The sequence below is a fragment of the Polaromonas sp. YR568 genome (genome assembly GCF_943371715.1).
GTDB lineage: Bacteria > Pseudomonadota > Gammaproteobacteria > Burkholderiales > Burkholderiaceae_C > Polaromonas.
In genome coordinates, this window is the sequence record NZ_CALRVW010000003.1 from 226,428 (window position 1) to 240,788 (window position 14,361).

The window sequence follows — 14,361 nt, forward strand, 5'->3', positions numbered from 1 at the left end:
TCAGCCCTCAACCGTTCGACGAGGTTTCCAGCTCCGCCAGCAGTTCCGCGCCGCGTGCCACCTGCAGGGCGGTGACCACGTCGTCCAGATCGCCTTCCATGATGGACAGCAGCTTGTACAGCGTCAGGTTGATACGGTGGTCGGTCAGCCGCCCCTGCGGAAAGTTGTAGGTCCGTATCCGGTCGCTGCGGTCACCGCTGCCGATCAGGCCCTTGCGCATGGCCGCATCCTTGGCGGCGCGTTCGGAGCGGTCTTTTTCATGGATGCGGGCGGTCAGTACCTTCAGCGCCTGGGCCTTGTTGCCGTGCTGGCTGCGGCCCTCCTGGCACTCGGCCACGATGCCGGTCGGCAGGTGGGTGATGCGCACCGCCGAGTCGGTCTTGTTGATGTGCTGGCCGCCGGCGCCGCTGGCGCGGTAGGTGTCGATCCGCAGGTCGGCCGGGTTGATCTGGATGGCCACCGCCTCGTCGGGTTCGGGCAGCACGGCGACCGTGCAGGCGCTGGTGTGGATGCGGCCCTGGGTTTCGGTGGCCGGCACGCGCTGCACGCGGTGGCCGCCCGACTCGAAACGCAGCTTGCCGTAAACGCCGACGCCCAGGGCATCGGGCGGGCCGTCCAGACGCAGCACCACTTCCTTGTAGCCGCCGAGCTCGCTGACCGATTCGCTGATGATCTCGACGGCCCAGCGCTTGCGCTCGGCGTAACGCGTGTACATGCGAAACAGGTCGGCCGCGAACAGCGCGGACTCATCGCCGCCGGCGCCGGCGCGGATCTCGATGAACGCCGGGCGCGCATCGTCCGGGTCCTTGGGGATCAGCATCAGCTGCAGGGCTTCGTCCAGCCGGGCAATGTCGGCCTGCGCGGCGGTGATTTCTTCTTCCGCCATGGTCGCCATCTCGGGGTCGTCTTTGGCCTCGGCCAGCATGGCCTGCGCACTGGCCAGATCAGCCTCGCGTGCTGTCAGCTGCTGGTACTGCGTGACCACGATGCTGGCCTCGGCGTGTTCACGCGTCAGGTTGCGAAAACGCTCCATGTTGCTGACCACGTCGGCGGCCGACAGCAGGGCGTCGAGCTCGTGCAGCCGGAAAATCTGGCGGTCCAGGGTCTGGCGGAGAAACGGTTTCATTGGGAAAAGGCCTCAGGGGCAAAACGTTCAGGACAGGTCGCCGGCCGGGCCGGCGCCGCATGCAGCCCGGTGCGCGGGCCGCCTGGCTGGCGAAGAAAGTGGCGCTAACGCTCTTTCTGTTCCCTGGGCAGGTTGCCGCGCAAAAACAGCCGTGAGACGGTTTGCGCCGTCGCTTCGCGGTTGTCCGCATTGCCGGCATGCAGTTCGGCGAGTGCGCCGTGCAGCATTTTCTGCGTCAACCCGCGCGACAGGGCCTCGAGGACCGCGTCCACAGGTTCGCCTTTGGCCAGCAGTTTTTTGGCGCGGGCAATTTCCAGCGCACGCCATTCGTCGGTCTGGGCGTTGAGTTGCTGGATCAGCGGCACGGTGCGCCGCTGGTCCAGCCAGTGCATGAAGTTCTGCACACCGGCATCAATGATGACCTCAGCTTCGGCCACTGCGGCCTGCCGGCTGTCCTTGCCAGTCTGCACCACATGCGCCAGATCGTCGACGGTGTAGAGGTAGATGTCCGGCAGTTCCTTGACTTCCGGCTCGATGTCGCGCGGCACGGCCAGGTCGACCATGAACATAGGGCGGTGCTTGCGCAGCTTGACGGCGCGCTCGACCGCGCCCAAGCCGATGATGGGCAGGGTGCTGGCGGTGCAGCTGATCACGGCGTCGAACTCGTGCAGGCGGCTCGGCAAATCGGCCAGGCGCATGACCTCGGCACCGAAGCGCCCGGCGAGTTTTTCGCCGCGTTCCAGGGTGCGGTTGGCCACGGTCATGGCTTTCGGGTTTTTGGCGGCAAAGTGGGTGGCGGCCAGGTCGATCATTTCGCCCGCGCCGACAAACAGCACCTTGATGTCGCTCAAATCCTCGAACAGCTGGCCGGCCAGCCGCACCGAAGCGGCCGCCAGGCTGATGCTGTGCGCGCCGATTTCGGTGCTGGTGCGGACTTCCTTGGCGACCGCGAAGGAGCGCTGGAACAGCTGGTGCAGTGTCGTGCCCATGGCACCGGCGTCTTCGGCGGCACGAACGGCATCCTTCATCTGGCCCAGGATCTGCGGCTCGCCCAGCACCATGGAGTCCAGCCCGCTGGCGACGCGAAAGGCGTGGCGCGCGGCGTGGTCGTTTTCCAGGGTGTAGGCATGCGAGCGCAGCAGGGCCGGCGAGACACCGCCGCGGTGCGCCAGCCATTCGAGCGTGTGCTCGAGGTCGGACTTGTCGCCGGCGCAATAGATCTCGGTGCGGTTGCAGGTTGACAGCAGCGTGGCTTCGGGCTGGCGCGCCAGCGACTCGCGCAAGCCCCGCAAAGTGGGCTCGATCTGGTCGATGGCGAACGCAAACCGGCCGCGCAAATCGAGCGGTGCGGTGGTATGGTTGATGCCCAAGGTCCAGACTGACATGGCCCGATTATAAAATTGAAGGGGTGGCCGGACGCGGACATTCTTTCAATGCCCTTGATACAGGGCAAGCGGGGATGCCGAAGGCGCGACCGGCCCTTTCGAACGACTCTCCCAATCCGCCACCGGCATGACCGCACTCAACCTGACCAACCAGCTGCTCAATTTCATGGCTCCGGCCGCCTTTGTGGCGCTGTTCGTGGTGCTGATGGCCCGGGTTTTTGCCCGATTTTTCAGATCAAACAGGCCGTTGGCCCTTTCCGTACCTGCGCAGATAGCTATTGTTTTTGTAGCATCGTTGATCCTGCTGGTGGCCGGGCTGGCCATTTTTGGTCGCGACGGCAAGATGGCCAGTTATGCCCTGCTGGTCGTGGGCGCGGCGACCTGCCAGTGGCTGTTGCTGCGCGGCTGGAAAGCCTGAACGCTGTTCAGGCGTCGGGCGCGAACAGGTCGATCCGGTCGGTGATGATGCCGTCGGTCCCCAGATCGAGCAGGCGCTGGGCCGCCCATTCATCGTTGACGGTGTAACTCAGGCAGCGAAATCCGGCGCTTTTGGCCTGCAGGACGGAGGAGCTGTCCCACAGGGCCTGGTTGCAGACCAGCGCCGCGCAGTCCAGCGTCAGTGCTGTTTCCAGCCAGCCCTTCCACAAACTGTCGAGCAGCAGGCCACGTGGCAGCTGCGGTTGCGCGGCTTGGGCGGCTTGCAGCGCGGCGGGCTGGAACGAGGTCAGCAGCGGCGGCACGGCGGCGCCTTCCCACAGGCGGGCCGCGGCGTTGGCCACGACGGTGCCGGTTTGCGCTTCCGCGCCCGGGGTGGGCTTGATCTCGATGTTCAGAAAATAGCCATTGCGCAGGCAATAACGCGCGACGTTGTCCAGGCTGGCCAGCGGCTCGCCGGCCCAAGTGCGTGAATGCCAGCTGCCGGCGTCCAGCCGCGACAGCGCTTCCCAGGGGTGGTCACCGCCGGTGCCCCGGCGGCTGGTGGTGCGTTCCAGCGTGGCGTCATGCATCAGGAAGGGCACGCCGTCGGCGCTGAGCTTCACATCACATTCGAACATGCGGTAGCCATGGCTGGCACCGAGCCGGAAGGCGGCCAGTGTGTTCTCAGGCGCCAGCTTGCCCGCTCCGCGGTGGGCGATCCAGCGCGGATAGGGCCAGGGTGTCAAAGCCGCTTGCCTGTTTCGGCGTCGAACCAGTGCAGCCGGTCGACGCGAGGGGCGACATGGATGGTGGCGCCGATCTCGGGCGTGGCCTGGCTTTCATCGGTGCGGACAATCAGGAATTCGTCGCCGAAACGGCAGTACACCAGGCGCTCGGCACCCAGCATCTCCATCGTGTCGACCTGGACGGCCCAGCCCGTGCTGCCGACCTGCAGGTGTTCGGGGCGGATGCCGAGGATGGTGCCGGGCCGGCCGCCGAAGTCGGCGTTGGGCGCGTGTTTGAGCAGGTTCATCGGCGGTGAGCCCATGAAACTCGCCACGAACGTGGTGGCCGGGCGGTTGTAGACCTCTTCGGGCGTGCCGAACTGCTCCATGCGGCCAGCGTTCATGACAATCATGCGCTGCGCCAGCGTCATGGCCTCGACCTGGTCGTGCGTGACGAACAGCGAGGTGATGCCGAGTTCGCGGTGCAGCTTCTGGATTTCCAGGCGGGTCTGCACGCGCAGCTTGGCGTCCAGGTTGGACAGCGGCTCGTCGAACAAAAACACCTGCGGCTGGCGCACGATGGCGCGGCCCATGGCCACGCGCTGGCGCTGGCCGCCCGAGAGCTGGCGCGGCTTGCGGTCCAGCAGGTGGCCCAGTTCAAGAATGCCGGCAGCCTTGTCAACGCGCTGCTTGATCTCGGCGATCGGCATCTTCCTGATCTTCAGGCCGTAAGCCATGTTGTCGAACACGCTCATGTGCGGGTACAGCGCGTAATTCTGGAAGACCATGGCGATGTCGCGCTCGGCCGGCTCCAGTTCGTTGACCACCCGTTCGCCGATGGAGATCTCGCCGCCGGAGATTTCCTCCAGGCCGGCCACCATGCGCAGCAGGGTGGATTTGCCGCAGCCTGACGGCCCGACGATGACGATGAATTCGCCATGTGCGATGTCGGCATTGACGCCGTGGATGACCTGCAGTTCCTGCTTGCCCTTGCCGTACTTCTTGACGACGTCTTTGAGTTGGATTGAAGCCATATCTTTTTTACTTTTCAGTGTCTACCAGGCCCTTGACGAACCACTTCTGCATCAGGATGACAACGATCGCCGGCGGCAGCATGGCCAGGATGGCCGTGGCCATGACGACGTTCCACTCGACGTAGACCTCGCCGAAAATCAGGCGCTTGATGCCCATGACGATGGGGTACATGCGTTCGTCGGTGGTCACCAGCAGTGGCCACAGGTACTGGTTCCAGCCATAGATGAACTGGATCACGAACAGCGCTGCCATCGAGGTTTTGGACAGGGGCAGCAGCACGTCCTTGAAAAACCGCATCGGGCCGGCACCGTCCATGCGTGCCGCTTCGACCAGCTCGTCAGGCACCGTGAGGAAGAACTGGCGGAACAGGAAGGTGGCCGTCGCCGAAGCGATCAGCGGAACCGTCAGGCCCTGCATGGTGTTGAGCATGCCGAGGCTGGCCACGACTTCGTAGGTCGGCCCGATACGTACTTCCACCGGCAGCATCAGCGTCACAAAGACCATCCAGAACACCAGGTTCTTGGCGGGAAAGCGGAAGTAGACAATGGCAAAGGCCGACAGCAGCGAAATTGCGATCTTGCCGATGGCGATGATCAGCGCGCTGGACAGGCTGATCAGCATCATCGGCCCGGCAGCGCCTATGCTGGCGCCGGCTTCGGTCTTTCCGCCGAACAGGGCCAGGCGGTAGCTCTCGAGGAAATTGCTGCCCGGCAGCAGCGAGATCGGGTTGCTGGTCATGATCTGCGTGGCGGTCTGCGTCGAGCCGATGAAGGTGACGTAGATCGGGAAGAAAACCACAACCACACCGATGATGAGAATCAGATGCGAGAAGAAGTCGAGGACGGGATTTTTCTGAACCATCAGTAGTTCACTTTCTTCTCGACGAACTTGAACTGCACCACGGTCAGCGCGATCACGATCACCATCAGCACCACCGACTGGGCGGCCGAGCCGTTGATGTCCATGGCCTTGAAGCCGTCGTAATACACCTTGTAGACCAGGATCGATGTGTCCTTGCCCGGCCCGCCGTTGGTGGCGGCGTCCACGATGGCGAAGGTCTCGAAGAAGGCATACACCACGTTGATCACCAGCAGGAAGAAGGTGGTGGGCGACAGCAGTGGCCACACGATGGTCCAGAAGCGCCGCCAGGGGCTGGCGCCGTCAATGGTGGCGGCCTCGATCAGCGAGTGCGGAATGGATTGCAGCCCTGCCAGGAAAAACAGGAAGTTGTAGGAGATGTGCTTCCAGATGGCCGCCATGACAATCAGCGCCATGGCGTGGTTGCCGTTGAGCACGTGGTCCCAGTTGAAGCCCATCTCGATCAGCGCGTAGCGGATCACGCCGTAGGGAGAAGCGAACATCATCAGCCATAACACGCCGGCAACCACAGGGGCCACCGCGTAAGGCCAGATCAGCAGCGTTTTGTAGATGCCGGCGGCGCGCACCACGCGGTTGGCCATCACTGCCAGCAGCAGCGAAATGGCCAGGCCGCCGACGGAGACCAGCGCGGAGAAAACGGCTGTGATCCGGAACGAATCCATATACCCGGGGTCGGCGAACAGGCGGCGGAAGTTCTCCAGGCCGACGAATTCCCGGGTCGAGCCGAAGGCGTCTTCCTGCAGCACGCTCTGGTACAGCGCCTGGCCGGCCGGCCAGAAAAAGAACACCAGAATGATCGCCATCTGCGGCGCGATCAGCACCCACGGCAGCCAGGGCGATTTAAAAAGAACTCGTTTTTCCATGGAGGCCTATTGACGAACAAGGCCCTCATGGGGCCTTGTTTTTTTGGGGAGAATCGCAGAAGTTTACGACTTATTTGCCTTCTGGAAACGCTCCAGTTGCTCGTTGCCGCGCTTGACCGCATTGTCCAGCGCATCTTTCGACGTCTTGTTGCCCTGCCACACGCCTTCGAGTTCCTCGTCGATGATGGTGCGGATCTGCACGAAGTTGCCGAGGCGCACGCCGCGCGATTTGTCGGTGGTCTTGCGGATCATCTGGTTGACCGACACATCGGCGCCGGGGTTCTGCTTGTAGAAGCCGGATTTTTCGGTCAGCTCGAACGAGGCCTTGGTCACCGGCAGGTAACCCGTGCGCTGGTGACTGGCGGCCGCCACTTCCGGCCTGGACAGGTAGTTCAGGAAAGCGGCCACAGCCTTGTATTCCTCGGGCTTCTTGCCGGACATCACCCAGATGCTGGCGCCGCCGATCACGGTGTTCTGCGGTGCGCCCTGCACGTCAGGGTAGTAGGGCAGGGTGCCGGTGCCGTAGCCGAACTTGCCGTTGCGCTTGACGCTGCCCGCCAGGGCGGACGAGCCGGTGGCCATGGCGCACTCGCCCGACACGAAGGTGGCGTCGGCCTTGTTCTCACGGCCCTTGTAGACAAACAGGCCGGTCTTGGCCATGTTGCCCAGGTTTTCAATGTGGCGCACGTGCAGCGGGCTGTTGAAGGCCAGGCGCGTGTCGGTGCCGCCAAAGCCGTTGTTCTTGGTCGCGTACAACACGTTGTGCCAGGCCGAGAAGCTCTCGAGCTGCGTCCAGCTGATCCAGCTGGTGGTGAACGGGCACTTGTGGCCGGAGGCCTTGAGTTTGGCCGCGGCCAGCGCGACTTCAGGCCAGGTGGTCGGTGGTTTCTCGGGGTCCAGGCCGGCAGCCTTGAACGCGTCCTTGTTGTAATGGAACACCGGCGTCGAGCTGTTGAAGGGATAACTCAGCATCTGGCCGTTGGGGGCCGTGTAGTAGCCGGCGACGGCCGGCACATAGGCGGCGGGATCGAATTTCAGGCCGGCGTCGGCCATCACCTTGGCGACCGGCACGGTGGCGCCCTTGGCAGCCATCATGGTCGCGGTGCCCACCTCGAACACCTGGATCATGTGCGGCGCATTGCCGGCGCGGTAGGCGGCCACACCGGCGGTCATCGACTCAGCGTAGCTGCCCTTGAAGGTGGGCGTGATCTTGTAGTCTTTCTGGCTGGCATTGAAGTCCTTGGCCAGGTCGTTGACCCATTCGCCGAGGGCGCCGCCCATGGAGTGCCACCACTGGACTTCGGTTTGTGCCTGGCTGGCAAGCGGAAGGCAAAAAGCGCAGGCAGCAAGGGCCGCCGCCGTAAAACGGTTCTTCATCAAAACTCCTGAGTTGGGGTAACGGTCAGTGTACAAACTGATTGTGACAAAGGGATTTAATCGGATCCGCGGGGCTTTCACCAGCGGGATTTCCATGAGGCGGGCGACAGCCTCAGGGTCTTGTGGCACTGCGGTAACATAGGCCCACAGCACGCACGGCCGCTGAGCGCGGCGGAATTTCCCCCACGATGAACGCCCCTGACACCCTCCAAGACCTGAACGTTTTCGCTGCCGACGCGACACCCGACGCGGAGCATGGGCAAGCCCGCATCCGCGAGATTCCCTACAACTACACCTCGTTTTCCGACCGCGAAGTCGTGATCCGCCTCCTTGGCGAACGGGCCTGGGACCTGCTGAACCTGCTGCGCGACGAGCGCCGCACCGGCCGTTCGGCCCGCATGTTGTACGAGGTGCTGGGCGATGTCTGGGTGGTGCAGCGCAACCCCTATCTGCAGGATGACCTGCTGGACAACCCCAAACGCCGCCGGATGCTGGTCGAAGCCCTGCAGCACCGCCTCTCCGAAGTCGAAAAACGCCGCACGCCCGAGGCGGACAGCCAGCGCGATGCCGTTGTGGGCGAACTGCTCGAAACCGCACGCGCCGCCGTCAGCCGTTTTTCCACCTCGTTCGAGGATATGGCCGAGCTGCGCCGTCAGACCGCGCGCCGGCTGGGCAAATTCACGCTCAAGGACAACATCAAGTTCGACGGCCTGTCGCGTGTCTCGCATGTGACCGATGCCACCGACTGGCGCGTCGAATACCCCTTTGTGGTGCTGACGCCGGACACCGAAGTCGAGATGGCCGGTCTGGTCAAGGGCTGCATCGAGCTCGGGCTGACCATCATTCCGCGCGGCGGCGGCACCGGCTACACCGGTGGCGCGATTCCGCTGAGCTGGAAGTCGGCCGTCATCAACACCGAAAAACTCGAGGCCATGACCGAGGTCGAGCAGGTGGCCCTGCCCGGGCTGGACCATCCCGTGGCCACCGTCTGGACCGAAGCCGGCGTGGTCACGCAGCGTGTGGCGGATGCGGCCGAACGCGGTGGTTATGTTTTTGCGGTGGATCCGACCTCGGCCGAAGCCTCCTGCATAGGCGGCAACATCGCGATGAATGCCGGCGGCAAGAAGGCCGTGCTCTGGGGCACGGCGCTGGATAACCTCGCCTCCTGGCGCATGGTCACGCCCGAAGCGCAGTGGCTGGAAGTCACCCGCCTGAACCACAACCTGGGCAAGATCCACGACGCCGAGATGGCCAGCTTCGAGCTGAAATATTTCGAGGCGGACGGCAAAACGCCGGTGCGCACCGAACGCCTCGACATCCCCGGCAAGACCTTCCGCAAGGAAGGCCTGGGCAAGGACGTGACCGACAAGTTCCTCAGCGGCCTGCCCGGCATCCAGAAGGAGGGCTGCGACGGCCTGATCACCAGCGCGCGCTGGATCGTGCACCGCATGCCGGCGCACACCCGCACCGTCTGCCTGGAATTTTTTGGCAATGCCAAGGACGCGGTGCCCAGCATCGTTGAAATCAAGGATTTCATGTTCGCCGAGCAGAAGCGCGGCGGCGCCATTCTCGCCGGCCTGGAACACCTCGACGACCGCTACCTGAAAGCGGTCGGTTACGCGACCAAGTCCAAGACCCATGGCGGCCTGCCCAAGATGGTGTTGTTCGGCGACATCGCCGGCGACGACGCCGACGTGGTGGCGCGCGCGACCTCGGAAGTCGTGCGCATCGCCAACTCGCGCCGCGGCGAGGGTTTCATTGCCATCAGCCCCGATGCCCGCAAGAAGTTCTGGCTGGACCGCAAGCGCACCGCGGCGATTTCGCGCCACACCAACGCCTTCAAGATCAACGAGGACGTGGTGATTCCGCTGCCGCGCATGGCCGAATACACCGACGGCATTGAACGCATCAACATCGAGCTGAGCCTGGCCAACAAGGTCAGGCTGTGCGATGCGCTGGAGGCGTTTTTCCTCAAGGGCAAGCTGCCGCTGGGCAAGTCGGACGACGCCGGCGAAATCCCTTCGGCCGAACTGCTGGAAGACCGCGTCGGCCAGGCCGTCACGCTGATCGCCGAGGTGCGCGCATTGTGGTCGGGCTGGCTGCGCGATGTGGACACGCTGTTCCCGCAGCTGCAGGACCATTCGCTGCGCGCCAGCTGGAAAACCCAGCTGCGCGCGCCGCTGCAAACGATTTTTTCGGGCGCGGCCTTTGCGCCCATCCTGGCCGAGTGCAGCGCCATCCACAAGCAGGTGCTCAAGGGCCGCGTCTGGGCCGCCCTGCACATGCATGCCGGCGACGGCAATGTACACACCAACCTGCCGGTCAACAGCGACGACTACGAGATGCTGCAGACCGCGCATGAGGCAGTGGCCCGCATCATGGTGCTGGCGCGTTCGCTCGACGGCGTGATCTCCGGCGAACACGGCATCGGCATCACCAAGCTGGAGTTCCTGACCGACGCCGAGCTGCAGCCGTTTGCCGATTACAAGCTGCGGGTCGATCCCGAGGGGCGTTTCAACAAGGGTAAGCTGCTACGAAATCAGGAGCTGACTGCGCCCGCCGGAATTGGGCTGAAGGCCAAAAAGACTGATAAGCCCGCGCCGGAGAGTCTGTTGGCCGACCTGACCAACGCCTACACGCCGAGTTTCGGCCTGATGGGCCACGAGTCGCTGATCATGCAGCAGTCGGATATCGGTGCGATTGCCGACAGCGTCAAGGACTGCCTGCGCTGCGGCAAGTGCAAACCGGTCTGCGCCACCCATGTACCGCGCGCCAACCTGCTGTACAGCCCGCGCAACAAGATCCTTGCGACCTCGCTGCTGGTGGAAGCCTTTCTCTACGAAGAGCAGACGCGGCGCGGCATCAGCATCAAGCACTGGGAAGAGTTCGAGGACGTGGCCGACCACTGCACGGTCTGCCACAAGTGCCTGAGCCCCTGCCCGGTGGACATCGACTTCGGCGAGGTGTCCATGAACATGCGTAACCTGCTGCGCAAGATGGGGCAGAAGTCCTTCCGTCCCGGCAATGCGGCCGCCATGTTCTTCCTCAACGCCACCAGCCCGCAAACCATCAAATTCATGCGCGGCGCGATGGTGGACGTCGGCTTCAAGGCCCAGCGTGTGGCCAACCAGCTGCTCAAGCGCCTGGCGCGCAAACAGACGGCCAGGCCGCGCGCGACGGTCGGTCCGGCGCCGGTCAAGGAGCAGGTGATCCACTTCATCAACAAGAAGATGCCCGGCGGCCTGCCCAAGAAAACCGCGCGTGCGCTGCTGGACATCGAGGACAAGGACTACGTTCCCATCATCCGCAATCCGGCCAACACGACGGCCGAGACCGAGGCGGTGTTTTATTTCCCCGGCTGCGGTTCGGAGCGCCTGTTCTCGCAGGTGGGTCTCGCGACCCAGGCCATGCTCTGGCATGCCGGCGTGCAGACCGTGCTGCCGCCGGGTTACCTGTGCTGCGGTTACCCGCAAAAAGGCAGCGGCCAGTTCGATAAGGCCGAAAAAATCATCACCGACAACCGGGTGCTGTTCCATCGCGTGGCCAACACGCTGAACTACCTGGACATCAAGACCGTGGTGGTGAGCTGCGGCACCTGTTACGACCAGCTGCAGGGGTATGAATTCGACAAGATCTTCCCCGGCTGCCGCATCATCGACATCCACGAGTACCTGCTGGAAAAAGGCATCACCCTGAGGACGGACCAGCCGGGCCAGGGTTATCTGTACCACGACCCCTGCCACAGCCCGATGAAGCTGCAGGAGCCGATGAAAACCGTCAAGGCCCTGCTCGGCGACCAGGTGCTCAAGTCCGAGCGCTGCTGCGGCGAGTCGGGCACGCTGGGGGTGACGCGACCGGACATCTCCACGCAGGTCCGCTTTCGCAAGGAAGAAGAGCTACGCAAGGACGAAGCCAAACTGCGCGCCAGTGGTGCCGTGGCCGACACCGGCAACGTCAAGATCCTGACCAGCTGCCCGAGCTGCCTGCAGGGCCTGACCCGTTACGGCGACGACCTGCAAAACGGTTTGCTGGAAGCCGATTACATCGTGGTGGAAATGGCCAACCAGATCCTGGGCAAGGAGTGGTTGCCCGCTTATGTCGAAGCGGCCAACAACGGCGGCATCGAACGCGTGCTGGTTTAGGCATCCTTTCAGAAAGAACACCATGGCAGGCCTCACTCCCGACACCCCCACGCCCACCGCGCTGACCGTGCACGCCCAGTCGAGGGTGCTCGAGATCGCGTTTTCGGACGGCAGCGAGTTCAGGATTCCGTTCGAACTGATGCGTGTCTATTCGCCCTCGGCCGAAGTCCAGGGCCACGGCCCTGGCCAGGAGGTGCTGCAGACCGGCAAACGCGAGGTCACGGTGGTCGAACTCGAGCCCATCGGCAACTACGCGGTCAAGCCGGTGTTTTCGGACGGCCACGAGAGCGGCATTTTTTCCTGGGACTACCTCTACTTTCTGGGGTCGGAGCAGGCGCGTTTGTGGGCCGATTACACGCAGCGCCTGGAGGCGGCCGGCATGCAGCGCGATGCGCCCATGATGGCGGCGGGCGGCCATGCCTGCGGCAGCCATTGATGGTGGATGCGGGCAAACCCTCGCTCGCTATATTTTTCATAGCTGCTGGCGCCCGGCGTTGGCGCGCAGCTGTTGTTTTTCAACATAAATCGGCGGCAATGCCCCAATCGGGGGCAGGGTTGTCACTTGAATCGCCGGCATTCACCCCTAGCATTACCTTATGAGCAGCACCCATTTCGGATTTGAGTCGGTTGACGAAAAGGACAAGGCGCGCCGCGTGCGTGGCGTGTTCGATTCCGTGGCGCCGAAATACGACGTCATGAACGACCTGATGTCCATGGGGCTGCACCGGGTCTGGAAGGCCTACACCGTGATGGTGGCCGATGTCCGGGAGGGCCAGTACGTGCTGGACATCGCCGGCGGCACCGGCGACCTGGCCCTGGCGTTCGCCCCCAAGGTCGGCAGCACCGGCTGCGTGGTGCACACCGACATCAACGAAGCCATGCTGCGCGAAGGCCGCAACCGCATGCTCGACGCCGGCAAGGTCTTGCCGACCACCGTGTGTGATGCCGAGCACCTGCCGTTTCCCGATGGCCGCTTCGATCTGGTGACGGTGGCTTTCGGTTTGCGCAACATGACGCACAAGGACGAGGCGATCAGGGAGATGAACCGCGTGCTCAAGCCGGGTGGCAAGCTGCTGGTGCTGGAATTCTCCAAAATCGCCAAGCCGCTGGAGAAAGCCTACGACTGGTATTCCTTCAAGGTCTTGCCCCGGCTGGGCAAGCTGGTGGCCAACGACGACTCGAGTTACCGCTATCTGGCGGAGTCCATCCGCATGCATCCCAGCCAGGAAGAGCTAAAGGCCCTGATGCATAAAGGTGGTTTCGGCCATGTGGACTATCACAACCTCACCGGCGGGGTAGTGGCATTGCATGTTGGAATCAAGTGTTGAGATATTTAATTAGAGGAGACGGTATGAAACTTTGGTCTGCGATTCTGGCGGCTGTCCTGGCCACCACCATGCTGCTGGCGTACGCGCCTGCGGAAGCCAAACGCATGGGCGGCGGCGGCTCCGTCGGACGGCAATCGTCCAACGTGACGCAACGGCAGGCGACACCACCGGCTGCGCCGGCCAACACCGGGGCCGCTGCGGCAGCGCCCAAGAAGCCTTGGGGCGCGATGCTGGGCGGTCTGGCCGCGGGTCTGGGTCTGGCCTGGCTGGCATCCTCGCTCGGTCTGGGCGGCGCTTTCGGGCAGATCATCATGTTTGCCCTGCTCGCCATGCTGGTGATGGTGGCTGTCGGCTTCATCATGCGCAGGCTCAAGGCCAACAACGGGCAGGGCGCGACGCCTTACGCCATGCAGGGGGCGGGCAACGCCACCACACCGCGCAACTACAGCCCCGAAAATGTCGGCAACGACGCCTCGGCCCGGCCCTGGGAGCGCGGCAGCATGGCGTTTGAGGCCAACAAGACCGGCGCGGGTGCCGCTGCCGGCGGATCGATGATCGGTTCCTCCCTCGGTGGTTCGCAGTCCTGGGGTGTCCCTGCGGGTTTTGATGCCGAAGGCTTCCTCAAGGCCTGCAAGACCAATTTCGTGACCCTGCAGGACGCCTGGGACCGCTCCGATGTCAACAGCCTGCGCGCCATGATGACCGACGAGATGCTCGAGCAGATCAAGGCGCAGCTGGCCGACCGTGAATCACACACCGGCGGTGTGGCCAACAAGACCGACGTGGTCATGCTTGATGCCCAGCTGCTGGGCATTGAAGAGCTCAGCGACGTCTACATGGCCAGCGTGGAGTTCTCCGGCATGATCCGTGAAGACGCGTCGGCGGGCCCGAGCCCGTTCCGCGAAGTCTGGAACATGACCAAGCCGCGCAACGGTGGCGGCTGGCTGGTCGCAGGCGTCCAGGCTCTGCAATAAGGCCCCCACGCTCCGCCGCTGCGCGGGTCGCTGCCCCCCCGACGGGGCGCTGCGGCTGCGGACCGGCAGAGCCGGATCCGCGGCCCCTACTGAACTAAAGCCCCTTCAAT

Annotated in this window: 12 protein-coding genes; 5 read left to right on the forward strand and 7 right to left on the reverse strand. The window is 63.9% G+C overall.

Annotation, left to right across the window (positions count from 1 at the left end; genetic code table 11):
* Window positions 1-7: 7 nt before the first annotated feature.
* Both prfA and hemA read right to left on the reverse strand, forming a co-directional pair.
* On the reverse strand, window positions 8-1,126 hold the full coding sequence (prfA, locus tag AAG813_RS03910; protein WP_341912022.1) for a peptide chain release factor 1: 1,119 nt from the start codon (window positions 1,124-1,126) through the stop codon (window positions 8-10).
* A 104-nt stretch (window positions 1,127-1,230) separates the two neighbouring features.
* Window positions 1,231-2,511 (reverse strand): glutamyl-tRNA reductase, encoded by a 1,281-nt coding sequence (gene hemA / locus AAG813_RS03915; RefSeq protein WP_341912024.1) that lies wholly within the window; start codon window positions 2,509-2,511, stop codon window positions 1,231-1,233.
* Window positions 2,512-2,638: 127 nt separating this feature from the next.
* Between hemA and AAG813_RS03920 the strand changes: the two genes are divergently transcribed.
* Window positions 2,639-2,929: a hypothetical protein gene (locus tag AAG813_RS03920; protein WP_341912026.1), complete on the forward strand. Its 291-nt coding sequence runs from the start codon at window positions 2,639-2,641 to the stop codon at window positions 2,927-2,929.
* A gap of 7 nt (window positions 2,930-2,936) precedes the next feature.
* Here the strand turns inward: AAG813_RS03920 and ugpQ are convergent, their stop codons facing one another.
* From ugpQ to ugpB, 5 genes are all read right to left on the reverse strand, one after another.
* Window positions 2,937-3,674 carry a glycerophosphodiester phosphodiesterase gene (gene ugpQ / locus AAG813_RS03925; protein WP_341912028.1) on the reverse strand — a complete coding sequence of 246 codons (738 nt, stop codon included), beginning with the start codon at window positions 3,672-3,674 and terminating at the stop codon, window positions 2,937-2,939.
* Window positions 3,671-4,687 (reverse strand): sn-glycerol-3-phosphate import ATP-binding protein UgpC, encoded by a 1,017-nt coding sequence (locus AAG813_RS03930; protein ID WP_341912030.1) that lies wholly within the window; start codon window positions 4,685-4,687, stop codon window positions 3,671-3,673. The genes ugpQ and AAG813_RS03930 overlap by 4 nt, the downstream gene beginning before the upstream one ends.
* Window positions 4,688-4,694: 7 nt before the next feature.
* Entirely contained in the window at window positions 4,695-5,549 is an 855-nt protein-coding gene (gene ugpE / locus AAG813_RS03935; protein ID WP_341912032.1) for a sn-glycerol-3-phosphate ABC transporter permease UgpE, read from the reverse strand.
* Window positions 5,549-6,430, reverse strand: a complete 882-nt coding sequence (ugpA, locus tag AAG813_RS03940; RefSeq protein ID WP_341912034.1) for a sn-glycerol-3-phosphate ABC transporter permease UgpA — start codon at window positions 6,428-6,430, stop codon at window positions 5,549-5,551. The genes ugpE and ugpA overlap by 1 nt, the downstream gene beginning before the upstream one ends.
* 63 nt (window positions 6,431-6,493) lie before the next feature.
* Window positions 6,494-7,807: a sn-glycerol-3-phosphate ABC transporter substrate-binding protein UgpB gene (ugpB, locus tag AAG813_RS03945; protein WP_341912035.1), complete on the reverse strand. Its 1,314-nt coding sequence runs from the start codon at window positions 7,805-7,807 to the stop codon at window positions 6,494-6,496.
* Between the two features lie 188 nt (window positions 7,808-7,995).
* On the opposite strand from ugpB, the gene AAG813_RS03950 reads away from it, so the two are divergent.
* The 4 genes from AAG813_RS03950 (at window position 7,996) to AAG813_RS03965 (ending at window position 14,251) form a co-directional block, all read left to right on the forward strand.
* The gene (locus AAG813_RS03950; RefSeq protein WP_341912036.1) at window positions 7,996-11,949 is read left to right on the forward strand and encodes an FAD/FMN-binding oxidoreductase; all 3,954 of its coding nucleotides are present in this window, start codon (window positions 7,996-7,998) and stop codon (window positions 11,947-11,949) included.
* A 22-nt stretch (window positions 11,950-11,971) separates the two neighbouring features.
* Complete coding sequence (locus AAG813_RS03955) at window positions 11,972-12,385, forward strand: DUF971 domain-containing protein (protein WP_341912038.1); 414 nt, start codon at window positions 11,972-11,974, stop codon at window positions 12,383-12,385.
* 160 nt (window positions 12,386-12,545) lie between these two features.
* The gene (gene ubiE / locus AAG813_RS03960; RefSeq protein WP_341912040.1) at window positions 12,546-13,277 is read left to right on the forward strand and encodes a bifunctional demethylmenaquinone methyltransferase/2-methoxy-6-polyprenyl-1,4-benzoquinol methylase UbiE; all 732 of its coding nucleotides are present in this window, start codon (window positions 12,546-12,548) and stop codon (window positions 13,275-13,277) included.
* A gap of 23 nt (window positions 13,278-13,300) precedes the next feature.
* A complete protein-coding gene (locus tag AAG813_RS03965) occupies window positions 13,301-14,251 on the forward strand; it encodes a Tim44-like domain-containing protein (RefSeq protein WP_341912042.1) in 951 nt (316 codons plus the stop codon).
* Window positions 14,252-14,361: the final 110 nt, after the last annotated feature.